The 26,774-nt window shown below is 73.0% G+C and carries 26 protein-coding genes and 1 pseudogene; 19 read left to right on the top strand and 8 right to left on the bottom strand.

Features of this window, described 5'->3' with window-relative positions; all coding sequences use genetic code 11:
* Positions 1-22: 22 nt before the first annotated feature.
* On the top strand, positions 23-949 hold the full coding sequence (locus OG562_RS32735) for an NADP-dependent oxidoreductase (protein WP_266404424.1): 927 nt from the start codon (positions 23-25) through the stop codon (positions 947-949).
* A 318-nt stretch (positions 950-1,267) separates the two neighbouring features.
* Here the strand turns inward: OG562_RS32735 and OG562_RS32730 are convergent.
* Positions 1,268-1,411 (bottom strand): annotated as a pseudogene (locus OG562_RS32730) (IS630 family transposase); the annotation flags it as partial.
* Positions 1,412-1,704: 293 nt separating this feature from the next.
* Between OG562_RS32730 and OG562_RS32725 the strand changes: the two are divergent.
* The 7 genes from OG562_RS32725 to OG562_RS32695 all read left to right on the top strand — a co-directional run bounded on the left by OG562_RS32725 (position 1,705) and on the right by OG562_RS32695 (position 8,003).
* On the top strand, positions 1,705-2,148 hold the full coding sequence (locus tag OG562_RS32725) for a hypothetical protein (RefSeq protein ID WP_266404422.1): 444 nt from the start codon (positions 1,705-1,707) through the stop codon (positions 2,146-2,148).
* A gap of 90 nt (positions 2,149-2,238) precedes the next feature.
* Positions 2,239-2,820, top strand: a complete 582-nt coding sequence (locus tag OG562_RS32720; protein WP_266404421.1) for a carbonic anhydrase — start codon at positions 2,239-2,241, stop codon at positions 2,818-2,820.
* A gap of 8 nt (positions 2,821-2,828) precedes the next feature.
* Positions 2,829-4,316, top strand: a complete 1,488-nt coding sequence (locus tag OG562_RS32715; RefSeq protein WP_266404419.1) for a SulP family inorganic anion transporter — start codon at positions 2,829-2,831, stop codon at positions 4,314-4,316.
* 109 nt (positions 4,317-4,425) lie between these two features.
* On the top strand, positions 4,426-5,322 hold the full coding sequence (locus tag OG562_RS32710; protein WP_266404418.1) for a slipin family protein: 897 nt from the start codon (positions 4,426-4,428) through the stop codon (positions 5,320-5,322).
* A gap of 98 nt (positions 5,323-5,420) precedes the next feature.
* Entirely contained in the window at positions 5,421-6,788 is a 1,368-nt protein-coding gene (locus tag OG562_RS32705; RefSeq protein WP_266404415.1) for a PhoX family protein, read from the top strand.
* Positions 6,789-6,920: 132 nt separating this feature from the next.
* Positions 6,921-7,784 carry a polysaccharide deacetylase family protein gene (locus tag OG562_RS32700; RefSeq protein WP_266404412.1) on the top strand — a complete coding sequence of 288 codons (864 nt, stop codon included), beginning with the start codon at positions 6,921-6,923 and terminating at the stop codon, positions 7,782-7,784.
* An 18-nt stretch (positions 7,785-7,802) separates the two neighbouring features.
* Positions 7,803-8,003, top strand: coding sequence for a hypothetical protein (locus tag OG562_RS32695; protein ID WP_266404411.1), 201 nt, complete (start codon positions 7,803-7,805; stop codon positions 8,001-8,003).
* A 78-nt stretch (positions 8,004-8,081) separates the two neighbouring features.
* On the opposite strand, the gene OG562_RS32690 is transcribed toward OG562_RS32695, so the two are convergent.
* Both OG562_RS32690 and OG562_RS32685 read right to left on the bottom strand, forming a co-directional pair.
* Positions 8,082-8,753 carry an ABC transporter gene (locus OG562_RS32690; RefSeq protein WP_266404408.1) on the bottom strand — a complete coding sequence of 224 codons (672 nt, stop codon included), beginning with the start codon at positions 8,751-8,753 and terminating at the stop codon, positions 8,082-8,084.
* On the bottom strand, positions 8,750-9,601 hold the full coding sequence (locus OG562_RS32685) for an ATP-binding cassette domain-containing protein (RefSeq protein WP_266404407.1): 852 nt from the start codon (positions 9,599-9,601) through the stop codon (positions 8,750-8,752). Before OG562_RS32685 ends, OG562_RS32690 begins: the two co-directional genes overlap by 4 nt.
* Positions 9,602-9,705: 104 nt before the next feature.
* Here OG562_RS32685 and OG562_RS32680 point away from each other — a divergent pair, with 104 nt between their 5' ends.
* Positions 9,706-10,446, top strand: coding sequence for a peptidyl-tRNA hydrolase (locus OG562_RS32680; RefSeq protein ID WP_266404405.1), 741 nt, complete (start codon positions 9,706-9,708; stop codon positions 10,444-10,446).
* 217 nt (positions 10,447-10,663) lie between these two features.
* Entirely contained in the window at positions 10,664-11,965 is a 1,302-nt protein-coding gene (locus OG562_RS32675; protein WP_266404403.1) for a DUF692 domain-containing protein, read from the top strand.
* Here OG562_RS32675 and OG562_RS32670 read toward each other — a convergent pair.
* Positions 11,948-12,118 (bottom strand): hypothetical protein, encoded by a 171-nt coding sequence (locus OG562_RS32670; protein ID WP_266404400.1) that lies wholly within the window; start codon positions 12,116-12,118, stop codon positions 11,948-11,950. The genes OG562_RS32675 and OG562_RS32670 overlap by 18 nt on opposite strands.
* Before the next feature lie 225 nt (positions 12,119-12,343).
* Between OG562_RS32670 and OG562_RS32665 the strand changes: the two genes are divergently transcribed.
* The 3 genes from OG562_RS32665 (at position 12,344) to OG562_RS32655 (ending at position 15,825) form a co-directional block, all read left to right on the top strand.
* Positions 12,344-13,129 carry a DUF4142 domain-containing protein gene (locus tag OG562_RS32665; RefSeq protein ID WP_266404398.1) on the top strand — a complete coding sequence of 262 codons (786 nt, stop codon included), beginning with the start codon at positions 12,344-12,346 and terminating at the stop codon, positions 13,127-13,129.
* Positions 13,130-13,214: 85 nt separating this feature from the next.
* Positions 13,215-14,027 (top strand): TIGR04222 domain-containing membrane protein, encoded by an 813-nt coding sequence (locus OG562_RS32660; RefSeq protein ID WP_266404395.1) that lies wholly within the window; start codon positions 13,215-13,217, stop codon positions 14,025-14,027.
* A gap of 178 nt (positions 14,028-14,205) precedes the next feature.
* A complete protein-coding gene (locus OG562_RS32655) occupies positions 14,206-15,825 on the top strand; it encodes an alpha/beta hydrolase (protein WP_266404393.1) in 1,620 nt (539 codons plus the stop codon).
* 98 nt (positions 15,826-15,923) lie between these two features.
* Here OG562_RS32655 and hemQ read toward each other — a convergent pair whose 3' ends face one another.
* Positions 15,924-16,655 carry a hydrogen peroxide-dependent heme synthase gene (hemQ, locus tag OG562_RS32650; protein ID WP_266404390.1) on the bottom strand — a complete coding sequence of 244 codons (732 nt, stop codon included), beginning with the start codon at positions 16,653-16,655 and terminating at the stop codon, positions 15,924-15,926.
* Positions 16,656-16,660: 5 nt separating this feature from the next.
* The gene (gene hemG, locus OG562_RS32645; protein ID WP_266404388.1) at positions 16,661-18,115 is read right to left on the bottom strand and encodes a protoporphyrinogen oxidase; all 1,455 of its coding nucleotides are present in this window, start codon (positions 18,113-18,115) and stop codon (positions 16,661-16,663) included.
* Positions 18,116-18,286: 171 nt separating this feature from the next.
* Here hemG and OG562_RS32640 point away from each other — a divergent pair, with 171 nt between their 5' ends.
* Both OG562_RS32640 and OG562_RS32635 read left to right on the top strand, forming a co-directional pair.
* Positions 18,287-19,318: a DUF4349 domain-containing protein gene (locus tag OG562_RS32640; protein WP_266404387.1), complete on the top strand. Its 1,032-nt coding sequence runs from the start codon at positions 18,287-18,289 to the stop codon at positions 19,316-19,318.
* A 27-nt stretch (positions 19,319-19,345) separates the two neighbouring features.
* Positions 19,346-20,719: an FAD-dependent oxidoreductase gene (locus OG562_RS32635; RefSeq protein ID WP_266404384.1), complete on the top strand. Its 1,374-nt coding sequence runs from the start codon at positions 19,346-19,348 to the stop codon at positions 20,717-20,719.
* Positions 20,720-20,825: 106 nt separating this feature from the next.
* Here OG562_RS32635 and OG562_RS32630 read toward each other — a convergent pair whose 3' ends face one another.
* Positions 20,826-21,098 (bottom strand): hypothetical protein, encoded by a 273-nt coding sequence (locus OG562_RS32630; RefSeq protein WP_266404381.1) that lies wholly within the window; start codon positions 21,096-21,098, stop codon positions 20,826-20,828.
* A 125-nt stretch (positions 21,099-21,223) separates the two neighbouring features.
* Here OG562_RS32630 and OG562_RS32625 point away from each other — a divergent pair, with 125 nt between their 5' ends.
* Positions 21,224-22,036 carry a rhomboid family intramembrane serine protease gene (locus OG562_RS32625; protein ID WP_266404380.1) on the top strand — a complete coding sequence of 271 codons (813 nt, stop codon included), beginning with the start codon at positions 21,224-21,226 and terminating at the stop codon, positions 22,034-22,036.
* A 33-nt stretch (positions 22,037-22,069) separates the two neighbouring features.
* On the opposite strand, the gene hemE is transcribed toward OG562_RS32625, so the two are convergent.
* On the bottom strand, positions 22,070-23,137 hold the full coding sequence (gene hemE, locus OG562_RS32620) for a uroporphyrinogen decarboxylase (RefSeq protein WP_266404379.1): 1,068 nt from the start codon (positions 23,135-23,137) through the stop codon (positions 22,070-22,072).
* Positions 23,138-23,503: 366 nt separating this feature from the next.
* On the opposite strand from hemE, the gene OG562_RS32615 reads away from it, so the two are divergent.
* The 3 genes from OG562_RS32615 to OG562_RS32605 all read left to right on the top strand — a co-directional run bounded on the left by OG562_RS32615 (position 23,504) and on the right by OG562_RS32605 (position 26,758).
* Positions 23,504-24,172: a DUF3000 domain-containing protein gene (locus tag OG562_RS32615; protein ID WP_266404378.1), complete on the top strand. Its 669-nt coding sequence runs from the start codon at positions 23,504-23,506 to the stop codon at positions 24,170-24,172.
* A gap of 415 nt (positions 24,173-24,587) precedes the next feature.
* Positions 24,588-25,250: a response regulator transcription factor gene (locus tag OG562_RS32610; RefSeq protein ID WP_189715754.1), complete on the top strand. Its 663-nt coding sequence runs from the start codon at positions 24,588-24,590 to the stop codon at positions 25,248-25,250.
* Between the two features lie 218 nt (positions 25,251-25,468).
* On the top strand, positions 25,469-26,758 hold the full coding sequence (locus OG562_RS32605) for a ribonuclease D (RefSeq protein WP_266404375.1): 1,290 nt from the start codon (positions 25,469-25,471) through the stop codon (positions 26,756-26,758).
* The last annotated feature ends 16 nt before the right edge of the window (positions 26,759-26,774 follow it).

The raw sequence follows: 26,774 nt of genomic DNA, 5'->3' as shown, positions 1-26,774 counted from the left end.
ACGGAAAAGTGAGGCGGACAGCATGCGTGCGGTGGTCGTGGAGCAGTGGGGCGGACCGGAGGTGCTAGTGGAGCGTGAGGTCGCCCGGCCCGAGCCGGGACTGAACGAGGTCCTGGTGCGGGTCCACGCGGCCGGTGTGAACCCGGTGGACTTCAAGACCCGGGCCAGCGGGGCCCTGATCGAGTGGGGCGAGGTCCCGGCGGTCGGCTGGGACGTCTCGGGCACCGTGGAGGCCGTCGGACCGGGCGTGGGGATGTTCCGCCCCGGGGACGAGGTGTACGGCATGCCGCTGTTCCCGCGGCAGGCCGGCGCCTACGCCGAGTACGTCGTCGCCCCGGCCCGCCACCTCGCGCCCAAGCCGGCGAACCTCACCCACGTGCAGGCGGCGGCGCTGCCGCTGGCCGCGCTGACCGCCTGGCAGGCCCTGGTGGACACCGCCGGGGTGCGCGCCGGTGAGCGGGTGCTGGTGCACGCGGCGGCCGGCGGGGTCGGCCACCTGGCCGTGCAGATCGCGAAGGCCCGCGGCGCGTACGTCATCGGCACGGCCAGCGCCGGCAAGCACGACCTGCTGCGGCAGCTGGGCGCGGACGAGGTGATCGACTACCGCACGGTCCGCTTCGAGGACGCCGTCGTGGACGTGGACGTGGTGCTGGACGGGCTCGGCGGCCAGAACGCCGAGCGGTCCCTGACGGTGCTGCGCCCGGGCGGCCGGCTGATCACCCTGCCCGGCCCCGACGACGTCCCCGCCGACGTCCCCGGCCACGTGCGGGCGGTGTGGATGCTGGTCGAGCCCGACCACCTGGGTCTGCGCGAGATCGCCGCCCTGGCCGAGCGGGGCGCGCTCACGCCCGTGGTCGAGACCGTCGTCCCGCTGGCCGAGGCCGCGAAGGCGCACGAGATCGGCGAGCAGGGCCGCACCACCGGGAAGATCGTCCTGAGCGTCGCCTGACGCCGGCCGCCCCGGCCGGGTCGGCTGCGGGCAGGTGGAGCGGGACCGGAGCCCCGGGACCGACCGGTCCCGGGGCTCCGGGCGCGGCCGAACGGGACGGGGCGGACCTGCGGGCACGGCCGGCTGCTGTGCCGTGACCCCGCTGACGCCATGTGCGGCGAACAGTTCGCGGGCTGCGGTCATGATGCGCTCACGCTTGGCCTGTCTGGCCCGCTCGCGGCGCGCCCTTGTGGGCGGACAGGTTGTCCAGGATCACGTAGATCGGTGCGCCGTCGGGCCGGGCGGCGCGGATCGATTTCAGCGCGGCCAGCGTGTTCCCGGCACCCGTTTTCCTCCAGCGGAGGCCAGCAGCATCATCGCCCGCCGGTAGCGCACCGAACTCGTGCTGCCCCGGCGCACGATCTGCTGCAGCTTCTGCCCCTCGTGGTCGGTCAGTCTGCGCACACGGACGGGCTCGGCCACCGCGCCTCCAGCGGTCGGATCGGATGTCACCGCACATGCAACCGCCACGACCGCCGACCCGGCGAACCTATGCGGTCACAGCACTAGCACCCGCCGGCACAGCCTCTAGTCGATCTCCCCCTTCCAGGTCAAGGACCGGTTCGCGCCAGACAACGCACTCTTTTGAGGCGCACTCCTTCTCGAAACGCCGAGTTAACCCTGCAAACAACTTCGCAGGGTTAACGTGTTTCTTGACCAGTCGTTGACCAGTCGTTGGTATGGACTAGAAGCGCGAACCATCCGGAGGGGGGCACATGTTCCGAGGTACGACGGCCCGGACCGTGGTTTCGCTCCTCGCCGCCGTTCTGCTCGCCCTCCCGTTCTTCGCTGCCACGTCTTCCTTCGCACACGCATACACAACGCGTCAGGTCGAGGCCAAGGCTCAGCCCGGAATCAAACCCTCCGTCAAAGCCCTGCGCGACGAGATCGTCACGATGCGCGGCTGCGACCACCCCCACTCTCGAACGGCCTCGAGCGGGGGGACCCCCATCGGCGGTCCCGCCGACCCGGCGCGCCCCCGCGACCGGCACCGCGCCACCGTCGCCGCCGCGCCGGCCTCCCAGGAGCCCGAGCGCGCGCTGCTGGCGCTGGATCCCGCGGCCGCCCACCAGCCAGCCCGGCCGGCCGAGCCCCACCATCGCTCGTCGAGATCCTCGACGGCCCACTCTCCCGCGGCACTTCAGATCTTCCGCTGCTGAGAGAGCAGAGCAGAACAGCGCTTCCCCCACCTGTCCTGTGTCCTGCACGTCCGACGCGCCCCCACGCGCGCCAGGAGGAGTCACCACGTCATGCAGCCCCTCATCGACAACGCCCGTACGTTCGGACAGCGCCCTGAGGAGTTCGCCAAGCTGGCCGAAGGCCAGTCCCCGCAGGTCCTGTTCATCACCTGCTCCGACTCGCGGGTCGTTCCCGCGCTGATCACGGGCGCCCGCCCCGGCGAGCTCTTCGAGCTGCGCACCGCGGGCAACATCGTGCCCCCCTACCTCTCCGAACGTCCCACCGGCGAGGCCGCCACCATCGAGTACGCCGTGGAGGTGCTCGGCGTCCAGGACATCGTCGTCTGCGGCCACTCCCACTGCGGGGCCGTCGGCGCGCTGGTGCGCGGCGACGACCTCGACGGCGTCCCAGCCGTCCGCGACTGGCTCGCCCACGCCGCGGACGAGCCGTCGGCCGCCGACCCGGACGACCCGACGGTCGCCCTGGCGGTGCAGAACCACGTGCTCGCCCAACTGCTGCGGCTGCGCTCCTACCCGTGCGTGGAGAAGCGGGTGGCCGACGGCCGGCTGCGGGTGCGCGGCTGGTACTACGAGGTGCACACCGGCGCCGTGCTGGAGCACCGCGTGGACACCGACGGCTTCCAGGCCCTGTGAGCGCCGCGATGACCGAGAACACCCGTCGAATAGCCAGGTTCCCTCATCTGAAGCAGGACTTCGCTGCTTCACTCGTCGTCTTCCTGGTCGCGCTCCCGCTGTGCGTGGGCGTGGCCGTGGCCTCCGGCGTGCCGGCCGAGCTCGGGCTCGTCACCGGCATCGTCGGCGGTCTCGTCACCGGTCTGATGCGCGGCAGCAGTCTGCAGGTGTCCGGTCCCGCGGCCGGTCTGACCGTGCTGGTCTTCGAGGCGGTGCGGGAGTTCGGCCTGCCCGCCCTCGGAGTGATCGTCCTCGCCACGGGCGCCCTGCAGATCGCCATGGGCGCCCTCAAGCTGGGGCGCTACTTCCGGGCCATCTCGGTCTCCGTCGTCGAGGGCATGCTGGCCGGAATCGGCCTGGTGCTGATCGCCGGTCAGCTGTATTCGGTGGTCGGCGCCAAGGCCCCGGAGTCCGGCCCGGGGAAGATCGCCGGGCTGCCCGAGGCGCTCGTGGACGCGGGTGGCAGCGCCGCCGCGTCGGCCTCGCTCGCGCTCGGAGCCGGCACCATCGCCGTGCTCGTGTTGTGGAAGCGGTTGCCGGCGAAGGTCCGCACGGTGCCCGGCCCGCTCGCCGCAGTGGGCCTGGCGACGCTCGCCGCCCTGCTGCTGGACCTGCCGGTGGCCACCGTCGAGGTGCAGGGTCTGCTCGGCTCGATCCAGCCGCCGTCCCTGGCCGCCTTCGGCGAACTGGCGCACGTCGGACTGCTCGGCACGATCGTCGCGTTCACCCTGATCGCGTCCGCCGAGTCGCTGTTCAGCGCGGCGGCGGTGGACCGGCTGCACGACGGCCCGCGCACCGAGTACGACAAGGAGCTGATCGCGCAGGGCGCGGGCAACGCGCTCTGCGGTGCGCTCGGCGCCCTGCCGATGACCGCGGTGATCGTGCGCAGCGCGGCCAACGTCCAGGCGGGCGCCCGGACCAAGGCGTCCCGGGTGCTGCACGGGGTGTGGCTGCTGCTGTTCGCGGCGCTGCTGCCGGGCGTGCTGGCGTACATCCCGATCCCGGCGCTGGCGGGCATCCTCGTCCACGCCGGCGCCAAGCTCGTCCCCGTCCGGGCGATCGCGGGACTGTGGCGCGAGCATCGCGGCGAGGCGCTGATCCTGGTGGTCACGGCCGTGTCGATCGTCGCGGTCAGCATGTTCGAGGGCGTCCTCATCGGTCTCGCGCTCGCCGTCGCCAAGACCGCCTGGGAGGCCTCGCACCTCAAGATGGAGGTCGTGGACAAGGGCGCGGGTCCCGTCCAGGCGTATCTGTCGGGCAACGCGACCTTCCTGCGGCTGCCGAAGATCCTCGACAGCCTGGAGGCCCTCCCGCAGGACCGCCCGGTCGAGCTGGACCTCTCCGGTCTGCACCACCTCGACCACGCCTGCCGTACGGCCCTGGAAACCTGGGCCGAACGCCACAGCGCGGTCGGTACGGAGCCGGTGAAGGTGACGGAACCGGTGACGGCCGGGTAGCCCCCGGCGCTCGCCGTCCGGCCCGGGGCTCGGGGCGTGGCCCCGGGCCTGGCGGCGGGCATATCGTTGCAGGAGCAGACGGAACGGCCCTCTTCCCGAGGAGGTCGTCATGCTCCAGGAGCTGCTGGGCGTGGCCGCGGTGGTCGGTGTCGCGGGGGCCGCCTATCTCGGTGCGGCCGCACGGGTGGTCAAGCAGTACGAGCGCGGGGTGGTCCTGCGGCTCGGCCGGCTGCGCGGCGAGGTACGCCCGCCGGGGTTCACGCTGGTCATCCCGGCCGTGGACCGGCTGCGCAAGGTCAACATGCAGATCGTGACGATGCCCATTCCGGCCCAGGAGGGCATCACCCGCGACAACGTGACCGTGCGGGTCGACGCGGTCGTGTACTTCCGGGTCGTGGACGCGACGGCCGCGCTCATCAACGTCGAGGACTACCGTTTCGCCGTCTCGCAGATGGCGCAGACCTCCCTGCGGTCGATCATCGGCAAGAGCGACCTGGACGACCTGCTGTCGAACCGGGAGAAGCTCAACCAGGGCCTGGAGCTGATGATCGACAGCCCTGCCATCGGCTGGGGCGTGCAGATCGACCGCGTCGAGATCAAGGACGTGTCGCTGCCGGACACGATGAAACGCTCCATGGCCCGCCAGGCCGAGGCCGACCGTGAGCGGCGCGCCCGGATCATCAACGCCGACGCCGAACTCCAGGCGTCGAAGAAGCTCGCCGAGGCGGCCAAGGAGATGTCCGAGCAGCCCGCCGCGCTCCAGCTGAGGCTGCTGCAGACGGTGGTGGCCGTGGCCGCCGAGAAGAACTCCACCCTCGTCCTGCCCTTCCCGGTGGAGCTCCTGCGCTTCCTGGAGAAGGCCCAGCAACAGCCCTCGCAACAGTCCCCACAGCAACCCCAGCAGCAGCCCCAGCAACCGCCTCAGCAACCGCTTCCACCGCAGTTTCCGTCGCAGCCCCCGCAACCGCTTCCCCCGCAGCCTCCACAGCGGTCCGTAGACCCGTGACACGTGGTACACGCGTGGTTCCCGAGGCGCGTGTCGGGTGATAGACACAGCGGGATCACAGTTCCGCAGTTCCTGTCCGCCAGCAGGAAGGTTCCCGCATGTCTGCGACACGACGTCAGATCCTCGCCCGCTCCGGTGCCCTGGGAGCGGGCATCGCGTTCACCGGCGCCCTCTCCGACCTCTTCGCCGGCACCGCCGCCGCGCAGCCCGTCGGCCACAGCGGCTACGGCCCGCTCGTGCCCGACCCGGACGGCCTGCTCGACCTCCCCGAGGGCTTCCGCTACCGGGTCCTCTCCCGCGAGGGCGACCCGCTGCGCTCCGGTGAGGGCCCGGTCCCCTCCAACCACGACGGCATGACCGCCCTCCCCGGCCGAGGCGGCCGCGTCCACCTGGTCCGCAACCACGAGAACCGCCCCACCGCCGCACATCCCGTCCCCACCGTCGAGGGCCTGACCTACGACCCGGCCGGCAAGGGCGGCTGTACGGCCCTGACGCTGGACTCCCGCAACACGGTGCTGTCGGAGCGCGTGGCCGTCGCCGGTACGGCCGTCAACTGCGCGGGCGGACCCACCCCTTGGCACACCTGGCTGACCTGCGAGGAGACCGAGGACAAGGCGGGCACGAACGGTTACACGAAGGACCACGGCTTCATCTTCGAGGTCGACCCGTCCGACCCCCGGCGTACCGGCGCCGTCCCGCTGACCGCGATGGGCCGATTCCAGCACGAGGCGATCGCCGTCGACCCGCACCGCGGGATCGTCTACGAGACGGAGGACGCGTTCCTCAAGCCGTTCGGCCTCTTCTACCGCTTTCTGCCTCAGAAGCCGCTGGGCGGAGTGGGCTCTCTGCGCGCCGGCGGCCGGCTCCAGGCGATGCGCGTCCCCGGCGTCGCGGACCTGTCCTCGATCCAGGACGCCGGCGCCGTCTTCGACGGCATCGAGTGGGTCGACGTACCGGACCCGCTGGCGGCCGAAACCCCCGTACGGCTCCAGGACTTCGGCCCGAGGGGCATCACGCACGCACAGAAGCTCGAGGGCTGCTACTGGGGCGGGCGGTGCGTGTACTTCGTGTCGTCGTTCGCACGGGGCGCGGACGGCTCGGCAGCCGACCACTACGGCCAGATCTGGCGCTACGACCCCTCCCGCCGCCGGCTGACCCTGGTGATCGTCTTCGGCCCCGACACGGACGTCCAGCTCCCCGGCGAGTCCCCGGACAACATCTGCCTCGCCCCCAGCGGCGGTCTCATGGTCTGCGAGGACGGCAACGGCGCCCAGCACGTCTTCGGCGTGACACGCGGCGGCGAGGTCTACCCGATGGCCCGCGGCCGCCAGACCATCGGGACGCCCGAGGCCCCGGAGTGGGGCGAGTTCGCCGGCGTCACCTTCTCCCCCGACGGCCGGACGATGTACGTCAACTGCTACACGCCCGGCACGACGTTCGCGGTGACGGGGCCCTGGCACGGCTGACGTGCGCGGCTGACGTGCGCGGCTGACGTGCGCCGCTGACCGGACCGGCGGGCGTGGCCCGGGCGGGTGACTCCGTCCGGGCGCGCACGTCCCGGGCCCGGAAAAGCCATCCATTGCTCATATCTTCATACCGTGATCGTTCCCGTACGCCGTCTCGCCGCCGTCTGCGCCCTCGGCGCCGCCCTGGCCGCCTGCGGCGCCTCCCGGGCCCCGCAGCCGCACGCCCCACGGCCGGCCCCTGCTCACCCTTCCTCTTCCGCCGCCTCCGCCGCCCCGTCACGGCCCCCCACCCTGGCCCCGGGCCCGGCCGGCCTCACCCCCGTCTTCCGGCACGGGCCCCGCACCGGCGACAAGACCGTCGCACTGACCTTCGATGCCGACATGACCGCCGATCAGGGGCCCCGGGCGGCGGCCGGCGAGCACTTCGACAACCCGGGGCTGATCACGGCACTGCGGACGCTGAAGGTGCCGGCCACCGTGTTCATGACCGGGCGATGGGCCGAGGAGTACCCGGACCAGGCCCGCTCCCTCGGCCGCGACCCGCGCTTCGAGATCGCCAACCACTCCTACAGCCACTACGCCTTCACCGACGACTGCTACGGCCTGCCGACCGTGCCGCAGGACCGGATGCGGGCGGACGTGGAACGCGCGTACACCGCTTTCCGCAAGGCGGGCGTGCCGGACGCGCTGCCCTACTTCCGCTTCCCCGGCGGCTGCTACGACAAGCGGGCGCTGCGCGCGGTGAGCGGCGCCGGCGTGACCGCGGTGCAGTGGGACGTGGTGAGCGGGGACGCGTTCGCGACGGACGCGGACGCCGTGGCCCGGCAGGTGCTGGAGGGCGTGCAGCCGGGGTCGGTCGTGGTCATGCACTGCACGCGCAGCGCCGCCCCGACGACCGAGCGGGCGGTGCGCGCGATCGTGCCGGAGCTGCGCCGGCAGGGGTACCGGTTCGTGAAGGTGTCCGAGCTGATCGGCGCGGCCGACGGGCGACGGTGAGCCTCGTACGCTGGAGGCATGAGCGACGCCGGTGACCGGGACTACTGCCTGATCGACGCGACCGGGCCGACCGTGGCCCCAGACGAGGCCGAGGGGCCGCCGTACGCGGAGTGCGTGCTGTGCCGGAAGCCGACGGAGTACCCGGAGTCGTACAAGGGGATCACGCTGTGCCCCGTCTGCGAGTGGCAGGAGGCGCAGCGGACCGCCTGCTCAGGGTGACCGCCTGCTCGGGGTGACCGCCTGCTCAGGGTGACCGCCTGCTCAGGGTGACCGCCTGCTCGGGGTGACCGTGCCTGCTCAGGGTGACCGGCGGGAGGTGAGCGCGCAGGCCGTGGCCGTCGCGGCGGCGGCCAGCAGGGCTGCGGCGACCAGGGGCAGGACGGGCAGGTGGACCGTCGCCGACTGCGAGCCCCCGACCAGGCCGCTGACGGCCGCCTGCGCCGGGGAACCGGTGACCACCAGCGCCAGCAGGGCCGCCAGCAGCAGCGCCGGGACCGCCCGGCCGGGCGAGCGCAGCACCGGCCACGCGGTGAGCGCGCCGACGGCCGCGCCGAGCAGGGCGCAGGTCAGCACGGCGAGCAGACCGGCGCCCGCGGCCTCGAGGACGGGGATGCGCTTCTGGTGGTCGGCGCTGACCGGGTCGCTGATCAGCGTGACGATCACGGTCGCGGCCGTACCGAGCACGGCGGACGTGGTCAGGGCGACCAGGACGCAGGCCAGGTGCGCCCGCACGGGTCCGACCGCCGCCGCTACGACGGTACGGGCGGCCGGGGGCTCGTTGGTCACGCAGATCCGCACCAGCCAGGCGGCCACCGGCAGCAGGAACGCGGCCGTGTACCCGAGGGAGTCCAGCAGCGGCTGGCCGCCCTGCACACCGACGCCCAGGAAGACGGCGTAGAGGAGGAACGGGGGCAGCCAGCGCTGCGAGCGCACGAGCAGGGCGGTCTGGTAGCGCAGGAGGGCGGTCATGGGCGGCTCTCGTCTGGACGGACGCTCACCACGTGCCACGGCGGGCGCGCGGTCAGCAGGGAGCGGAGCAGGACGTCGGAGTGGGAGGCGGGGACGGCGAGCCGGTACGCGCCGGGGCCCACCTCCTCGACGGCGGCGGTCCGGTCCCCCTCGGCGGGCGGTCGGCCGCCCGGCGGGCCCTGGACCTCGATGACGACATGCGGACCGGAGGGCGCGGCGGCCTGCCCCGTACGGAGCTCGAGGGAGCCCTCGACGACGGCGTACGTCGTGTCCGGCGCCCCCGCGAGGCGGTGCGGATCGTGGTCGACGAACACCACCGCGCCCCCGGCGGCGGTCCGCTCGGCGACGGCCCGCTCCAGCTCGGCACGGGCATCGGTGTCCAGCCCCGTCCACGCCTCGTCGAGGACGAGCAGCTCCGGTTCGGCGAGCAGGGCCTGCGCGACCGCGACCTTTTGGCTGCTGCCCTTCGACAGCCGCGTCATCGGCGTACGCGCGTACGCGGCGGCGCCGAAGCGCTCCAGCCACTCCTCGGCGGCGCGGGCGGCCGCCGGACGGGACAGTCCGTGCACGGCGCCGAGGTGGGCGAGGTAGCCGGACGCGGTGAAGGGGAGCGCCGACGGGAAGCGCTCGGGGACGTAGGCCGTGCGCGGGCGCCCGGCGACGCGGCCCTCGGTGGGGGCGTCGATCCCGGCCAGCAGGCGCAACAGCGTGGACTTGCCGGTGCCGTTGGCGCCCTCGACCCGGACGAGGGCGCCGGGGGCGACGGCCAGATCGACGCCGCGCAGCACCCAGGGGCCGCGCAGCCCGTAGCGGCGGCCGACTGCCTCCAGCCGCATCTCACCTCGCATACGGACCGTCCCTTTCGCACATGCGGAAGACACCGGAATAGCGCCGGGAAAGCGCCGGGAAGACGCCGGGAGGAACCGATCTTCCACCTGGCAGACTGGAGGACGTGACCAGTGATCCAGCCGTTCCATCCGTTCCGTCCGTTCCCGGCGACAGCCCTTTCCGTTCCGGGCGTTCGACGCGCGACGAGGCTCCGCAGTTCGTCCTGCCCCTGGTGGTCCGGGTCGAGCGGGCCGCTCCCCCGGCGCGCACGGACGCGCTGGAGACGGCCGCGCGCGCCGTCCTGACCCTCCTGGCCGACGAGCGCTCGCTGGGCGACGGCGCATGGGCCCAGGTCATGCGGGACTGGCAGGACGCGCGGATCCGCAAGGTCGTACGGCGGGCTCGGGGGGCGGAGTGGCGGCGGGCCGGGGAGTTGCCGGGGATCACCGTGACCGGGAAGGCGGCCGAGGTGCGGGTGTTTCCGCCCGTGCCGTTGGACGGGTGGCCGAAGGAGCTGGCGAAGCTTCAGGTGTCCGGAACCGATCTCGACGATCCCGAGGCGCCGCCGGGGGCCGAGGCGGGGACGATCGTGCTGTGGATGAGCCCGGACGTCGGGATGTCGGCGGGCAAGGCGATGGCGCAGGCCGGGCACGGCGCGCAGCTCGCCTGGTGGGAGCTGTCGGACGAGGAGCGCACCGCCTGGCGCGAGGCGGGCTTCCCGCTCGCCGTGCGCACCGCGACGCCTGAAGCGTGGCGTGAGCTGACGGCGAGCGGGCTGCCGTTGGTGCGGGACGCGGGGTTCACGGAGGTCGCTCCGGGCAGCTGCACCGTGGTCGCGGACCATCCGGCGCTGCGCGGGCGCTGACCCCGCCCGGCTCCAAGGTCTCCTCTGTTCCCTTGTTCCCTCGCGAGTTCCCTCGCGTTTCCCTGTCCCCTGTCCCCTGTCCCCTGTCCCCTGTCCCCTGGAGCGAACCTCAAATGTTGCTCTGAAGGTGAGCGGCGGGCGGTTCGGCGGGCGGTGGCGGGGCCATACCCCCGTCACCACAAAGGGGGAACGCACGAGGAACGAGGAGGCGGGGGCCATGGTGCGACTGGGGACGGGGATCGGCTGGCGGCCGGAGATCGCGGACGCCGTGGAGCGGATGCCGGGCATCGACTGGGTCGAGGCCGTCGCCGAGAACGTCTGCCCCGGGCATCTGCCCGAGTCGCTGCTGCGGCTGCGCGAACGCGGGGTCACCGTGATCCCGCACGGCGTCTCGCTCGGGCTCGGCGACGCGGAGCGGCCCGACGCGGGGCGACTGGCCGCGCTCGCCGAGCGGGCCGAGGCACTGGGCTCGCCGCTGGTCACCGAGCACATCGCGTTCGTCCGCGCGGGCGGCCCGCTCACCGCGTCTCCGCGGCTGGAGGCCGGGCACCTGCTGCCCGTGCCGCGCACCCGCGACGCCCTCGACGTGCTGTGCGAGAACGTGCGCATCGCGCAGGAAGCGCTTCCCGTGCCGCTCGCCGTGGAGAACATCGCCGCGCTGATCGCCTGGCCGGGCGAGGAGATGACCGAGGGCCAGTTCCTCTACGAACTGGCCGACCGCACGGGCGTACGACTGCTCATCGACGTGGCCAACCTGCACACCAACCACGTCAACCGCGGCGAGGACCCCGCCAAGGCGCTCGCCGAGCTGCCCCTGGAAGCCATCGCCTACGTCCATGTCGCGGGCGGCTTCGAACGGGACGGCGTCTGGCACGACAGCCACGCCCACCCGGTGCCACGCCCGGTCCTCGACATCCTGACCGACCTCGCCGCCCGGGTGTCGCCGCCGGGAGTGCTGCTGGAGCGGGACGAGAACTTCCCCGAACCAGCCGAGCTGGAGCAGGAGTTGGCGGCGATCCGGGAGGCCGTGGAGATCGGCTCGCGCACCCGGGTCGCGTCGGACGAAGGCTCCCCGACCGCGTCCTCCCGGGACACGGAACCGCCCGCCGTCGGCGAGGCCACCCGGCAGCGGCTCGGCCTCGCCCAGGCCGCGTTGCTGTCCGCGCTGGTCGCGGGGACGCCGGTGCCGGAGGGATTCGACCGGGTGCGGCTGGCCGTACAGGCGCGGGCGCTGGCGGCGAAGCGGGCGGACGTGGTGGCCAAGGTCGCGCCGGAGCTGCCGGTGATTCTCGGAAGCGGATACCGGGCCGCGTTTCTCGGTTACGCCCAGCTGCGACCGATGCACGGGGGTTACCGACAGGACGCGCTGGACTTCGCGGAGCAGGTGCTGGTGGACGGCCGGCTGGAGGAGGGGCGGACGCGTCGGGAGCTGCGGGAGTGGTGGCTGGACCGGGCGGGGGCCGCGCCGAGGCAGCGGTCGCGGTGGGCGCGGGTGGGGCGGTCACTGGTCCGGCGGTGACGCCTCGTAACCGGTTGCTCCCGTTACCCCTGTTACTCCTGTTACGGCGTCCACGTCGTCCACGGCGTCCACGTCGTCCACGTCGTCCACGTCGTCCACGTCGTCCACGTCGTCCACGTCGTCCACGTCGTCCACGTCGTCCACGTCGTCCACGGCCGAATGTGCCGGGATTAACACCCGCGCCGCATCAAGTCACCGCATCACCCGTTTCCTCAGCTTTCCTACCTGTTTGCCACCCCTTCCCGCCACCCCATTCGCCACGGATGCCCGTGATGCAACGCTTCTCCCCCGTACGGAAGTTGGGCTGGACGTCGCAGTAACATGCCAATCCCGCACCCGCCGCGCACCGGCGTGCGGTGCCGTGAGCAGGAGGCACCCATGCGACCGCGACCCCCGATCAAGGGCAGAGGCATCTTCAGTGGCACCGGAGTCATCATCACGGGCCTGGCGGCGACCCTGGCCGCGCTGGTCTTCCCGATCTGGTCGTACTCCGACCGGGCGGGGACCGGAGTGGACGTACTGAACGCGCAGAGCGTGTCGACGCAGTACGGTCCGCTGTCCGCGCTCGACCGGGAGTTCGTCACCAAGGTCCGGCTGGCCGGACTGTGGGAGCTGCCCGCCGGCCGGCAGGCGCAGCAGAAGGGCACGACCGAGGCCGTACGGACGGCCGGGCAGCACCTCGTCGAGGGGCACACGTTCCTGGACGAGCGGGTGCGCACGGTCGCCTCCCGGCTGGGGCTCGCGCTGCCGAACGAGCCCAACGACCAGCAGAAGGGCTGGCTGGCGGAGCTGAACGCGACGCAGGGCGTGGAGTACGACCGCAAGTTCGCCAACATCCTGCGCCTCGCGCACGGCCGGGTGTTCTCCGTCGTCGCGCAGGTACGGGCCAGCACCCGCAACTCGCTGGTGCGCGAACTCGCCGACGACGCCAACACGACCGTGCTGGACCACATCAAGATCCTGGAGGCCACCGGGTACGTCGACTTCGACGCCCTGGCCCGGGACATGGCGGCGGCGAGCACGCCTCCGATCACCTTCTCCCCCGGCCCGCCCGGCCCGACGACCGACCCCTCGCCGGCCGTGCCCGTCACACCGGTCGCTCCGTCGCCGTATCCCAGCTACACGCTGCCGCCGGCCGCGGCCAGTCCGCCGCCCGGGTCCTGAAACGGAACGTCACATACCCACAACACTCGTTCCGGATGATGAGCAGGGCATGGCGTTTCCCGTGTATGTGGCATAGAAACGTGGCATGTTCTGGGTCCTTCTCCTGCTGCTGGCGTGGAGTGTCGCGGGCGCGGCGTGCACCCGGCTGTGTCTGGCCGCCGTACGCGCGGCGGCCGTCGAAGAGAGCGGCGCGCAGCACGGGAACCGCGAGAACGCTGCCCACGAACATGATCTGACGCTCTACGAGGCGGCCTTCCTGTCCGGCGGTCCCCGGCGGGTCGCCGACCTGACCATGGTGTCCATGGCGCGGCAGCGGCGGCTCCTGCTCGCCCGCACCGGCTGGGCGACCGTCGTGGACCCGAGCGGACGCGACGAGATGGAACGGTCGGTCATCGGGGCCATCGGGCCCGAAGGACAGTCCCGTATCGCGCCGGTGCGGGCCGCGGCGGCGGCCGCGGACGCGGTGCGCTCTCTCGCCGACCGGCTGGTCAGCGCGGGACTCGCGGTGCCCGACGGGACGCGTACCACGGTCGCCGCCGGGGTCCGGCAGGTGCGGGTCGCCGCCGTGGTCGTCCTCGCGCTGGGCGCCGCCGCGCTGCTGGTCCCGGCCACTTCGGACATGCCCCGCGACCTCGTCGCGCTCTGGTTCGCGCTGCCTCTCGCCCTCACCCTGAGTTGTCTGGCCGTGGCGCGGGTCGAGGTGCATCCGTACGCGCGCTGGGCCTCCCCGGCCGGGCAGCGGCTGCTGGGCGCGCTGGCCCGGCGCGCCGGGGACGGCAGCGGGGCCGGCGACGACCGGACGTACCTGACCTCCGTCGCCGTACGCGGGATCCGCGCGGTCGGCGAGCCGGACCTGCGGGCGGCCTTCGCGCATCGCGAGCAGCACGGGCACGAGTGAGGCCGACTGAGGCAGTCTGAGGCCGACTGCGGCAGGCTGGGCCAGGGCGGCAGGCGCTCGGCTCTCGGAGGGGGCGCACAGGGGGCATTGGCGCCGACACCCGTCAGCGGTGCTTGCCTTCCCGCACAGCCGAACCAAACATCCCTTTTGTCGCCGCCGCGCACCGAAGGGACACGTGATGAGAGCCGCCGCCCTCTACTCGGCCACAGGAGCCCTGCTTCTGACCGCCCTCTCCGCCGTCCCGGCGGGCGGCGCCCCTGCCACCGCATCGGGCGCCGCGTCCGCCGCTGCCCGGGCCGGCGCCGGGGCGCCCGCCGCCGCGGGCGTCGCGCTCGCCGCCGCGCGGGCCGCGGCGAAGGGCGTCGACTTCGGGAACTGCTCCGACGCGCAGGACCTGCCCGGCAGCATGCAGTGCGGCACGGTCAGCGTCCCGCTCGACTACGCGCGGCCGGGCGGCAGGCAGATCGAGCTGACCGTCAGCCGGGTGCGCGCCACCCACCGCGACCCGCACAACAGCAAGCGCCGGGTGCCCCGGCAGGGCGCGCTGGTCTTCAACCCGGGCGGGCCGGGCGGCTCGGGCCTGTACTTCCCGCTGATCGGGCTGCTGCCGGAGTGGAAGCGCATCGGCGCGGCCTACGACCTCGTCGGCTACGACCCGCGCGGGGTCGGCCGCTCGGCTCCCCTGTCCTGCCAGGACCCCAAGCACTTCTTCAAGGGCCCCACGCCCGCGCCGACGCACCCCTCGGAGTCGTACAAGAAGGAGCGCATCGCGCAGGCGAAGGCGTACGCGCGCGGCTGCGGGAAGCGGGCGGGCAGCGCCCTGCGGCACTACACCTCCCTCAACAACGCCCGCGACCTGGACGTCCTGCGGGCCGCGCTCGACGAGGAGCGGCTGACGTTCATGGGGGCCTCGTACGGCACCTACTTCGGGGCGCTGTACGCGACGCTGTTCCCCTCGCATGTACGGCGGATGGTGTTCGACGCGGCGGTGAACCCGGACCCGGCGAAGATCTGGTACCGCAACAACCTCGACCAGTCGGCGGCCTTCGAGAGCCGGTGGACGGACTTCCGGGAGTGGGTCGCCCGGCACGACGCCGTCTACGGCCTCGGCGGCACGCCGGAGGCGGTGCTGCGCAGCTACGAGCGGGCGCGGGCGCGGCTGGCCGCGGAGCCGGCGGGCGGAAAGGTCGGGCCCGGCCAGTTGCAGGGCGCGTTCCTACAAGCCGGGTACTACGACGACTACTGGCCGTCGCGGGCGCAGGCGCTGTCGGAGTATCTGAAGGGCGATCCGCGGCAGCTGATCGCGCAGGCCGGGCCGGTGACCGAGGCCGCGGCGGAGGCGGAGAACTCCAGCGCCGTCTACACGGCCGTGGAGTGCAACGACGCGTCCTGGCCGACGGACTGGACGGACTGGGACCGGGACAACACGCGGCTCGCGCGCGTGGCGCCGTTCGAGACGTGGGACAACGTGTGGGCGAACCTGCCGTGCGCGTACTGGCCCGCGCCCCGTCAGCAGCCTCTCGATGTGCGGACCGGTCCCGGGGAGCTGGCGCCGACGCTGATCCTGGCCGCCGAGCGGGACGCTGCCGCGCCGTATGACGGGGCCCTCGAAATGCACCGCCGCCTGTCCGGCTCGGTGCTGGTGACCGAGCGGGACTCCGGCACGCACGGCATCGGGGGCGGCCCGAACCCGTGCGTCAACGGCCACCTCGACGCGTATCTGTTGGAAGGGCGGCTGCCGGTGCGGCGCGCGGCCTGCGCGGCACATGCGGAGCCGCAGCCGACGACTGATCAGTGACATCGGCTGCGGGTCCGTTGTGGCTGGTCGCGCCCACGCGGCGGAGCCGCATGTCGACACAGCCCCGCGCCCCTTCAGGGCGCTGCTTCTTGGCAGCGTCAGGCCAGACCGGCGACCAGGTCGGCCACCGACTTGCGGCGGCCCGTGTAGAACGGGACCTCTTCGCGGACGTGCATCCGGGCCTCGGAGGCGCGCAGGTGGCGCATGAGGTCGACGATGCGGTACAGCTCGTCGGCCTCGAAGGCCAGGATCCACTCGTAGTCGCCCAGCGAGAACGAGGCGACCGTGTTGGCGCGGACGTCGGGGTAGCCGCGGGCCATCTTGCCGTGGTCGGCGAGCATGCGGCGACGGTCCTCGTCGGGCAGCAGGTACCAGTCGTAGGAGCGCACGAACGGGTACACGCTGATGTAGTTGCGGGGCGTCTCGTCGGCGAGGAACGCCGGGATGTGCGAGCGGTTGAACTCGGCGGGGCGGTGCAGCGCCATGTTCGACCACACCGGCTCCAGCGCGCGGCCGAGCCGGGTGCGACGGAAGAGGTTGTACGCCTCCTGGAGCTGGTCTGCGGTCTCGGCGTGCCACCAGATCATCAGATCGGCGTCGGCGCGCAGACCGGACACGTCGTACGTGCCGCGGATCGTCACGTCCTTGGCGGCGAGCTGGTCGAACAGCTCCTGGACCTCGTCGGCGTAGCCCGCGCGGTCCTCGGGCAGGGTGTCCTTCAGCTTGAAGACGGACCAGAGCGTGTAGCGGATGACCTCGTTGAGGTCCTTGGCCAGCTTGCCCTTGTTCGGGATCCTGCCGGACTCGGTGGTGGGGGCGTCGTCACTCATGGTTCTCATTCTCCCGCTCCGCCGTGCAGACTTTGCACCGGGTTGGCGGTGAGCTCCCGTACGGCGCTCAGGTCGCCGCCGATCTGGTCCACCGCCGCGTAGGCGCTCGCGACGCAGGCAGGGATGCCGACGCCGTCGTACTGCGCGCCGCACACGGCGAGGCCGGGCAGCTTGGCGATGTGCTCGCGGACGCGGGCCACACGCGCGTGGTGGCCGACGGGGTACTGGGGCAGGCCGTCGGTCCAGCGGGTGACGCGGGTCTCGAGGGGGGCGGCGCTGAGGCCGGTGGCCTCGCGCAGGTCGTGGCGGGAGACGTCGACCAGCTCGGCGTCGGAGCGCTGGAGGATCTCCGTCTCGCCGTGCCGTCCGACGGAGGTGCGCAGCACGATCACGTCGGGGTCCTGGTCGGCGATCCAGCCCCACTTCTGGGAGGCGAAGGTCGAGGCCTTGACGGTGCGGCCGTCGACGGGCGGGACGAGGAAGCCGCTGCCGTCGGGCAGGGCGGCGGCGGAGCGGCGGTAGGCGAGGGTGACCAGGGCCATCGAGGCGTACTCGACGGCGCGCAGCTCGGCGGCGGCCGCCGGAGACTCGGCGGCCAGCAGCCCGGCGGCGACGGGGGCGGGGACGGCGACGACCACGGCGTCGGCGTGCAGAACGCGGTCCCCTGCGGTCACCCGCCAGCTTCCCGTGGGCTCCCGGCGCAGCTCGCTCACCGGCATGCGCGTGTGGATCTCGCCGCCCCGCGCGCGGACGGAGTCCGCGACCGCGAGGGGCAGGGAGCCGACCCCGCCCGTGATGCCCATGAACACCGGGCCGGTCTGCTGGTGGGCAGCCGCCTTCGCCTGGATCTCGCGGACGGCCTCCGTCAACGACGTGTGCGTACGGGCCGCCTGGTAGAGCTGCGGGACGGCCGAGCGCATCGAGATGCGGTAGGCGTCACCGGCGTACACACCGCCGAGCAGCGGCTCGACCAGCCGGTCGACGACCTCGCGGCCCAGGCGGGCCGCCACGTACTCCCCGACCGCCACGTCCTCGCCGACCTCGGTGCGCGGCAGGTCGGCGTCGCGCTCGATGCGGGCGAGGCCCTCCTCGGACAGGACTCCGGTCAGCGCGGCGGCGGTGCCGGGGACGCCCATGACGTGTCCCTTGGGCATGGGGCGCAGGGCGCCGCGGGTCCAGATCGAGGCGGTCGCGGTGGCCGGAGGCTGCAGGCGGTCGGCGAGGCCCACCTCGCGCGCGAGGGCGACCGCCTCGGGGCGGCGGGCCAGCATCGACTCGGCGCCGAGGTCCACGCGCACACCCGCGAGCTCGCCGGGCAGCAGCTTGCCGCCGACCCGCTCGGACGCCTCCAGGACCGTCACACGCGCGCCGCGCGCCAGCAGCCGGTGGGCGGCGGCCAGCCCCGCGATCCCGGCCCCGATGACGACGACATGCCCTGTGCCCGCACCCGTTGCGCTCATGACCCCACTCTCTCAGACCTCACTGACACTCCCGCTGCGGCGCTGTCCTCGCGGCCGGTGTCCTCGCCGCGTCCCGACCGTGACCTCTTCGGAACGTCCCCCGTCAAACGTCCCGCCCCGTTCCGGCGTCGAAGGAGCGTCAGTCGTCACAAGCCTCGGGGGTACACCCACATGCGCACACCACGATTCTCCGGCCGCCGTCCCGGCCACGGTCCCGGCCACGCCCTGGCCGTGCTCCTGCTCGCGGCCGGCCTCGCGCTCACCGGATGCAGCGGCGCCGCCGACGGCGCGAGCAGTTCGTCCGACAAGGCCGCCGTCGGCGAGGCGGGCGCCGACTCGGACGCGGGCTCGGTCCAGCAGGACGCCAAGGAGGGCGCGGGGGCGAACGGTTCGAAGGCCGACTCCGCGCCCAAGCTGACCGTGAGCAGCATCATCCGCACCGCCTCCCTGACCGTGCAGGTCAAGGACGTGCCGAAGGCCCTCGACGAGGCCCGCACGACCACCGAGAACGCGGGCGGCTACGTCGGCGACGAGACCACCACACGCGACGAGGACGGCGCCGAGCGGACCCGGGTCGTCCTGCGGGTGCCCGTCGAGCGGTACGACGCCGTCCTCGCCGATCTCCAGGGTGCGGGCAAACTTCTGGAGCGCACGGCGAAGGCCCAGGACGTCACAGCCCAGGTCGTCGACGTCGAGAGCCGCATCAAGTCCCAGCGCGCCAGCGTCATCCGGGTCCGCGAGCTGATGGACCGGGCCGTCAAGCTGAGCGACGTGGTCACCCTGGAGGGGGAGCTGAGCAGCCGGGAGGCCGATCTGGAGGCGCTGCTCGCCCAGCAGGCGTCCCTGAAGGACCGCACCAGCCTGGCGACGATCACGCTGACGCTGTCGGAGAAGCCGGTCGTGAAGGTCGCCGAGGACGACGACCCGGGGTTCGTGGACGCGCTGGCGGGCGGCTGGGACGCGTTCGTGACGATGCTGCGCTGGATCGCCGTGGCGTTCGGCGCGGTGCTGCCGTTCCTCGCGGCGGCCGTCGTGCTGGCGGCGGTGTGGCTGCGGCTGGTGCGGCCGCGTCGGCGGGCGGCGACCCGGGCGAGCGCGGCGGCCCAGGCGGCCCCGGTGAGCGCGGTGTCCCCGGGGGTTCGGGTGGGCGCGGCGGAGAGCGAGTCCGAGAGCCCGGCGGAGAGCGAGTCCGAGCGGGACTGAAATGCCGGGCCCCCGTAGCGTGTTCGCATGAGCATGGAGCGACTGGTCGTCATCGGAGGCGACGCCGCGGGCATGTCCGCGGCGTCCCAGGCCCGCCGGCTGAAGGGGCCCGGGGAGCTGGAGATCGTGGCCTTCGAGCGAGGCCACTTCACGTCCTACTCGGCGTGCGGGATCCCGTACTGGGTGGGCGGTGACGTGGCCGGGCGGGACGAGCTGATCGCCCGTACCCCCGAGGAGCACCGCGCGCGCGGGATCGACCTGCGGCTGCGCACGGAGGTCACGGAGATCGACGTGGCGGGGCGGCGGGTACGCGCGCGTGACGTCGATTCCGGGGCGGAGTCCTGGACGTCGTACGACAAGCTCGTCATCGCGACCGGGGCCCGCCCGATCCGGCCCCGGATCGCGGGCGCGGACGCCGAGGGCGTGCACGGGGTGCAGATCCTGGACGACGGGCAGGCGCTGCTCGACACGCTGGCACGCGCGCGGGGGAAGCGCGCGGTGGTCGTGGGGGCGGGGTACATCGGCGTGGAGATGGCCGAGGCGCTCATCAACCGCGGCTACGAGGTGACCGTCGTCAACCGCGGCAGCGAGCCGATGTCGACCCTCGACCCGGACATGGGCCGCCTGGTGCACAGGGCCATGGAGGGCCTGGGCATCACCATGGTGAACGACGCCGAGGTCACCGGGCTGCTCACCGACGAGGACGGCCGGGTACGGGCGGTGGTCGCCGGGGACGTCGAGTATCCGGCGGACGTGGTGGTCCTCGGGATCGGCGTACGTCCGGAGACCGCGCTGGCCGCGGCCGCCGGGCTGCCGCTGGGCGCCCACGGCGGGCTGCTCACCGATCTGGCGATGCGGGTGCGCGGCCATGAGGACATCTGGGCCGGCGGCGACTGCGTCGAGGTCCTGGATCTGGTCTCCGGGCAGGAACGCCACATCGCCCTCGGCACCCACGCCAACAAGCACGGCCAGGTCATCGGCACCAACGTCGGCGGCGGCTACGCCACCTTCCCGGGTGTGGTCGGCACGGCCGTCAGCAAGGTCTGCGACCTGGAGATCGCCCGCACGGGTCTGCGGGAGAAGGACGCGCGCAGGGTCGGTCTCCGGTTCGAGACGGTCACCGTCGAGTCGACCAGCCGCGCCGGCTACTACCCCGGCGCCTCCCTCATGACGGTGAAGATGATCGCCGAGCGCCGGACGGGCCGGCTGCTGGGCGTCCAGATCGTCGGGCGGGAGGGCGCGGGCAAGCGCGTCGACATCGCGGCGGTGGCCCTGACGGCCGGGATGACGGTGGAGCAGATGACGGCCCTGGACCTGGGCTACGCCCCGCCGTTCAGTCCGGTGTGGGACCCGGTGCTGGTGGCGGCGAGGAAAGCGGCGACAAAGATCCGGAACGGGTGAGTGGGCGGCAGGGTGACGGGCTTGAGGGGCGCGGTGCTGTGTCGATCCGACGCTCCGCCACGGGGGCGCCACCGGCTTTCCGCGCCCCCGCGCCCGGAAACGTCGCTCAGGCGGTTCCGCTCAGCCTCGGCAGAGCGGAGACCGCGGCCGGGGCCGCCGGCTGCTCCGCGGGCCTCGCATGAGCCGCCGCCGCGGGCCGGGACCGCAACCGGTTGCTGACGGCTTCGTCCAGCGTCACCGGCCGCTGCATCTGTGAAGCCATCCGCCCGGCCTCCTGGCCGAGCCGTGCGACGTCCTCCCAGGGCAGCTTGATCACAAGAGCGATCTCCGCCTCGCCGTCGGGTGTGGCGTGCATCGGGGGAGTGACTCGGTCGTTCATCGCCTGTTCCTCACGTCGTCCCCGCGACTCGCCTTCCCCGTGCCGCGGGCAGTTGCCGACTCATACGCACGGTCCAGGAGGCGTGTTCACCGATTCGTCGAACGGATCGGGGGCAGTACTTCCTTGTGGTCATCCCCGTCCATGACGTGAACCCGGTGCGCCGCACCCCGGTGGTGACGTACGCCCTGATCGCGGCGAACGTCCTCGTGTTCTGGTTCATGCCGGGCCTGTCCGGCTCGGTCGCCGGCGACAGCACCCTCGCCCAGACATGCCATCTGCACGCCTTCCTGGAGCACTACGCGGCCGTACCGCGCGAGTTGATCCACCATCAGCTGCCCCAGCTCGTCCCCACCGGAGGCGTACGGGGAGCGGGCTGTCTGCTGGCCCCTCCGGGCTACGAGAAGTCGCCGCCGCTGAGCGTCCTCACCGCGATGTTCCTGCACGGCGGCTGGCTGCACCTGCTGGGCAACATGCTCTTCCTGCTGATCTTCGGCAACAACGTCGAGGACCGCATGGGTCACATCCGCTTCGCGCTGTTCTACGTCGTCTGCGGCTACGCGGCCTCGTACGGCTTCGCGGTCCTCAACGCCGACTCGACCGACCCGCTGATCGGCGCGTCGGGGGCGATCGCGGGGGTGCTCGGGGCCTATCTGGTGCTGTATCCGAAGGCCAGGGTGTGGGTGCTCGTCCCGTTCCTGGTCTTCCTGCCGCTGAGGCTGCCGGCCTGGCTGGTACTGGGCTTCTGGTTCGTGCTCCAGGCGGTGTACTCCTCCGGCGAGGGCGTCTCCGACGTGGGCACCGTGGCGTACGCGGCGCACATCGTCGGCTTCCTCGCGGGCATGCTGCTCGCCTGGCCGCTCAAGCGGGGCACACCCCCGCCGCCGGAGCCCCGCGGCCTGCTGTTCGGCAGACGCGCCCGGCCCCGGCACAGCTGGTGAAACCGGTTAACCGAAAGTCCTTGGTCGAACCGGTTACCGAGTGGTCTGCGTGTGGACGTAGTCGACCAGGCGGGTCAGCGCGTCCGGGTCGGTGGACGGCATGACGCCGTGGCCGAGGTTGAAGACGTGGCCCTCCAGACCGGCCGCCGCGTCGAGGACCTCGCGGGCCTTGGTCTCCACGGCCTCGGGGCCGGCGAACAGCACGGTCGGGTCGAGGTTGCCCTGGAGCGCCTTGCCGGGGCCGACCCGGCGCACGGCCTCGTCGAGCGGGACGCGCCAGTCGACGCCGACGACGTCCGCGCCGGCCTCGCCCATGAGCGCCAGCAGCTCGCCGGTGCCGACTCCGAAGTGGATGCGCGGAACGCCGTAGCCCTCGACCGCGCGGAAGACCTTCTCGGAGGCGGGCAGCACCGAGCGGCGGTAGTCGGCGGGGGCCAGCGCGCCGGCCCAGGAGTCGAACAGCTGGACGGCGCTCGCGCCCGCCTCGATCTGGACCTTCAGGAACGCGGCCGTGATCTCCGCGAGGCGGTCGAGCAGATCGGCCCAGAGCTCCGGGTCGCCGTACATCATCGCCTTGGCGTTCTCGTACGTGCGCGACGGGCCGCCCTCGACGAGGTAGCTCGCGAGGGTGAAAGGCGCGCCCGCGAAACCGATCAGGGGGGTGGCGCCGAGCTCGGCCGTCAGCAGGCCGATGGCCTCGGTGACGTAGGAGACGTCCTCGGGGGTGAGGTCGCGCAGCTGGGCGAGGTCGGCGCGGGTGCGGATCGGGCGCTCGACGACCGGGCCGACGCCGGGCTTGATGTCGAGGTCGATGCCGATGGCCTTGAGCGGGACGACGATGTCGCTGAAGTAGATCGCCGCGTCCACGTTGTGCCGGCGCACCGGCTGGAGGGTGATCTCGGTGACCAGCTCGGGCCGCATGCAGGACTCGAGCATCGGGATGCCCTCGCGGACCTTGCGGTACTCCGGCAGGGAGCGCCCGGCCTGCCGCATGAACCACACGGGCGTGTGCGGCACGGGCTCACGCCTGCACGCCTTCAGGAAGGCACTGTCGTACGTCGCTGTCGGCTGCTGGCCCGCGGGGCTTCCGTTCGCACTCACGACGGCAAGTCTCCCACGGCGCCGGAGGCGCTGAGGCCGCCCCCTGCCATGCCGCCCGCCGCCCCCTGCCGTGGCGTCAGGCGTGCCGTCCGGCGTGCCCCCGCGCAGCCCTGCCGTGCCGTCTGCCGTGCCGTCCGGCGTGCCCCCGCCGCGTCCTCCGCGTTGCCGCCGCCGCGTCCTCCGCGTTGCCCCCGCCGCGTCCTCCGCGTTGCCGCCGCCGTGTCCTCGCGGGGGTCGGCCGCGCCTCCCGCGGGTGCCCCGCGGCCCCCGGTCCGTGCGCGTGTTCGCCCAACGCGCAGCCGCCCGCGGCCCCCGCACGGGTGTCTTGCCCTGCGCGAAGGCCCCGTTCCCCTTAATCTTCCCCGCATGGCTGCGGCTCAGGGACGACTGTCGGACGGCGCTGGCGGGATGGACGACGCGAACGAGGGGGACCGGGATGAGAGCAGGTCGGCTCCACTGCCCTTCCGGGCCGCCGTCGACGCGCTGAGGACGGCGCGGCTGCGGCCGCAGATCGAGATCGAGCCGACACCCGCCCCGAAACGGCTCGCCCCGTTCGCGTACGCGCTGGAGGCGACCGTCGTGGACGGCGACCAGGACCTGGCCGACGGCCGGCTGGTGCTGCTGCACGACCCGGCCGGGCACGACGCCTGGCACGGAACGTTCCGCCTGGTCACCCTCATCCGGGCCGAACTGGAGTCGGAGATGGCCGTGGACCCGCTGCTGCCGGACGTGTGCTGGTCCTGGCTGACCGGCGCGCTCCAGGCGCGCGGACTGACGTACGGCGAGCCGAGCGGCACCGTCACGCGCGCGAGCTCGCACTACTTCGGCGGACTGGCTGAGCGTCCCGCGACCTCGCAGATCGAGATCCGGGCCTCCTGGACGCCCCGCGAGGGGCTGGGCGGGGCGCCGGACAGCGGGGCGCATCTGGCGGCCTGGTGCGATCTGCTGGCGCAGGTGGCAGGGCTGCCGCCGGCCGGCCCGGGGGACGCGTCGGTGGTCACGCTGCCGCAGCGCCGCGGACCCCAGTCCCGCTGACCGCTCCCCTTCCTCCCCTTCCTCCCCTTTCTCCCTTTCCCCCTTTCCTCCCCCTCTCCCTCCTCCCCCTTCTTTGACCCTCCCGGCGTCGAACGACTTCGTTCGACGCCGGTCGGCGTCGAGCCGCGTCAATCCACATCGCGCCGCGTCAATCATCTGGCCGTCACCATTGACCATCTCTTTGTCGATACGGCCACTTTCGATCTCGTACGAGACCGACATAAACCGATTCGATCTTCGGATGATCGATCGCGTGTCCGAATTGCACGTATTGTTACTCACTAGATCGTGATCATTTTCTAAAGAACCCCGGGTTCGGTGCCGAAGACGACTGTGACCTTGAAAGCACGGTTCGTCCCGGCTTCATCCCCACGAGCCCCGCGAACCGGCCTCGTCCCACACCCCAGGAGGCCTGGTGTCCGTTCTCCTCGAGCAGCCCGCAAGCCTGGTCGCCTACCGCCCGAACAAGCCCACCGCCATGGTGGTCGTGGCCGACCCGCGCGTCCGCTCCACCGTCACCCGCCATCTGTGGGCGCTCGGTGTGCGCGATGTCATCGAGGCCTCGTCCATCGCGGAGGCTCGTCCCCGCATCGGCAACCCCCGCGACATCTGCGTCGCCGACGTCCACCTGCCCGACGGCTCCGGCCTCACCCTGCTGTCGGAGACCCGCGCCGCCGGCTGGCCCAACGGGCTCGCCCTCTCCGCCGCCGACGACATCGGCGCCGTGCGCAACGCCCTCGCGGGCGGCGTCAAGGGCTACGTCGTCACCGGCACCCGTACCAACGTCGGGCTCCCCACCCGGCCCGGCGCCGCCCCCATCGGCTCGGCCGCCGCCCGCCTCCACCGCCGCCCCCCGGGTGCCCCGAGCCACCCGGGCGGCTACCGCGAGCTGTCCGGCCGCGAGGTGGAGGTGCTGCGGCTGGTCGCCGAAGGCCAGTCGAACAAGGCGATCGGCGTCTCGATGGGCCTGTCCGCGCTGACCGTCAAGAGCCACCTCGCCCGCATCGCCCGCAAGCTCGGCACGGGCGACCGCGCCGGCATGGTCGCGGTGGCCCTGCGCACCGGCATCATCCACTGACGACCGCCCCCTCAGGCCCGCCCCTCAGGCCCTCCCTCAGGCCCCCTTCAAGCCCCCTTCGGCCCCTCTCGGTCCCCCCTCGGCCCCCCGCCTCAGTCCCCCCGCCCTCCCCCTCCTTCACCCCGCCTGCACCGAGCTGACTGGTTTACGACCCCCCGGTGCCCGTCGACGGAACGTTCCGTCGGCGGGCGCCGTCCATACACGGATACCCTTGACAGGTGACCGACGCCCAAGAAACCGCAGCAGCCAGTTCACTGCGAACCACCGGAGGCGCCCCTCCGGACGACGGCGGATCGACTGCTTCCGGGGCGCCGACACCTCTGCTCGAACCGCGCGAGGGCATCCCTCCCGTGATCGCCGACGAGGCCTCCCTCGCCGAGGTCATCGCCGCGTTCGCGGCCGGCTCCGGCCCGGTCGCCGTCGACGCCGAGCGGGCCTCCGGCTACCGCTACGGACAGCGCGCCTATCTGGTGCAGCTGCGTCGCGAGGGCGCCGGCAGCGCGCTGATCGACCCCGTGGCCTGCCCCGACCTGTCCGCCCTGGGCGAGGCGCTGTCCGGCGTCGAGTGGGTGCTGCACGCCGCCACCCAGGACCTGCCGTGTCTGCGCGAGATAGGCATGGTGCCGACGCGGCTGTTCGACACCGAGCTGGCCGGTCGGCTCGCCGGGTTCCCGCGGGTCGGCCTCGGCGCGATGGTCGAGGGCGTGCTGGGCTTCGTCCTCGAGAAGGGGCACTCGGCCGTCGACTGGTCGACCCGGCCGCTGCCCGAGCCGTGGCTGCGGTACGCGGCGCTCGACGTCGAGCTGCTCGTCGACCTGCGCGACGCGCTGGAGAAGGAGCTGGACCGGCAGGGCAAGCTGGACTGGGCCCACCAGGAGTTCGACGCGATCGCCTCCGCTCCCCCGCCGGAGCCCCGCAAGGACCCGTGGCGGCGTACGTCCGGCATGCACAAGGTCCGCAGGCGGCGCCAGCTCGGGGTCGTACGGGAGCTGTGGGAGACCCGGGACCGGATCGCGCAGCGGCGGGACGTGTCGCCGGGCAAGGTGCTGTCGGACGCGGCCATCGTGGAGGCCGCGCTCGCCCTCCCGGTGAACGCGCACGCGCTCGCGGCGTTGAACGGGTTCGGCCATCGGATGGGGCGGCGGCAGCTGGAGCAGTGGCAGGCTGCCGTGGACCGGGCGAAGGCGATCGGCGAGTCGCAGCTGCCGCAGCCGGGGCAGCCGGTGGCGGGGCCCCCGCCGCCGCGGGCCTGGGCCGACAAGGACCCGGCGGCCGCGGCACGACTGTCCGCGGCCCGGACCGCCGTCTCCGCGCTCGCCGAGGAGCTGAACATGCCGCAGGAGAACCTCGTCGCCCCGGACACGGTGCGGCGGGTCTGCTGGGAGCCGCCGCAGCCGCTGGACGAGACCTCGGTAGCAACCGCTCTCACGGGTTACGGGGCCCGGCCCTGGCAGGTCGAACAGGTGACCCCGGTACTGGTGGCCGCCCTGTCCGCGAAGGACGCCTAGCCGCCGCGCCCTGGAC

This window comes from Streptomyces sp. NBC_01275 (assembly GCF_026340655.1).
GTDB lineage: Bacteria > Actinomycetota > Actinomycetes > Streptomycetales > Streptomycetaceae > Streptomyces.
Note: the sequence above shows the minus strand (reverse complement) of the source record. Positions and strands in the feature narration are given on the sequence as shown.

Coding starts and splice junctions, on each gene's coding strand:
- OG562_RS32735 (WP_266404424.1), top strand. CDS start 23: ATGCGTGCGGTGGTCGTGGAGCAGTGGGGCGGACCGGAGGTGCTAGTG.
- OG562_RS32725 (WP_266404422.1), top strand. CDS start 1,705: ATGTTCCGAGGTACGACGGCCCGGACCGTGGTTTCGCTCCTCGCCGCC.
- OG562_RS32720 (WP_266404421.1), top strand. CDS start 2,239: ATGCAGCCCCTCATCGACAACGCCCGTACGTTCGGACAGCGCCCTGAG.
- OG562_RS32715 (WP_266404419.1), top strand. CDS start 2,829: ATGACCGAGAACACCCGTCGAATAGCCAGGTTCCCTCATCTGAAGCAG.
- OG562_RS32710 (WP_266404418.1), top strand. CDS start 4,426: ATGCTCCAGGAGCTGCTGGGCGTGGCCGCGGTGGTCGGTGTCGCGGGG.
- OG562_RS32705 (WP_266404415.1), top strand. CDS start 5,421: ATGTCTGCGACACGACGTCAGATCCTCGCCCGCTCCGGTGCCCTGGGA.
- OG562_RS32695 (WP_266404411.1), top strand. CDS start 7,803: ATGAGCGACGCCGGTGACCGGGACTACTGCCTGATCGACGCGACCGGG.
- OG562_RS32690 (WP_266404408.1), bottom strand. CDS start 8,753: ATGACCGCCCTCCTGCGCTACCAGACCGCCCTGCTCGTGCGCTCGCAG.
- OG562_RS32685 (WP_266404407.1), bottom strand. CDS start 9,601: ATGCGAGGTGAGATGCGGCTGGAGGCAGTCGGCCGCCGCTACGGGCTG.
- OG562_RS32675 (WP_266404403.1), top strand. CDS start 10,664: ATGGTGCGACTGGGGACGGGGATCGGCTGGCGGCCGGAGATCGCGGAC.
- OG562_RS32665 (WP_266404398.1), top strand. CDS start 12,344: ATGCGACCGCGACCCCCGATCAAGGGCAGAGGCATCTTCAGTGGCACC.
- OG562_RS32660 (WP_266404395.1), top strand. CDS start 13,215: ATGTTCTGGGTCCTTCTCCTGCTGCTGGCGTGGAGTGTCGCGGGCGCG.
- OG562_RS32655 (WP_266404393.1), top strand. CDS start 14,206: ATGAGAGCCGCCGCCCTCTACTCGGCCACAGGAGCCCTGCTTCTGACC.
- hemQ (WP_266404390.1), bottom strand. CDS start 16,655: ATGAGTGACGACGCCCCCACCACCGAGTCCGGCAGGATCCCGAACAAG.
- hemG (WP_266404388.1), bottom strand. CDS start 18,115: ATGAGCGCAACGGGTGCGGGCACAGGGCATGTCGTCGTCATCGGGGCC.
- OG562_RS32640 (WP_266404387.1), top strand. CDS start 18,287: ATGCGCACACCACGATTCTCCGGCCGCCGTCCCGGCCACGGTCCCGGC.
- OG562_RS32635 (WP_266404384.1), top strand. CDS start 19,346: ATGAGCATGGAGCGACTGGTCGTCATCGGAGGCGACGCCGCGGGCATG.
- OG562_RS32630 (WP_266404381.1), bottom strand. CDS start 21,098: ATGAACGACCGAGTCACTCCCCCGATGCACGCCACACCCGACGGCGAG.
- OG562_RS32615 (WP_266404378.1), top strand. CDS start 23,504: ATGGCTGCGGCTCAGGGACGACTGTCGGACGGCGCTGGCGGGATGGAC.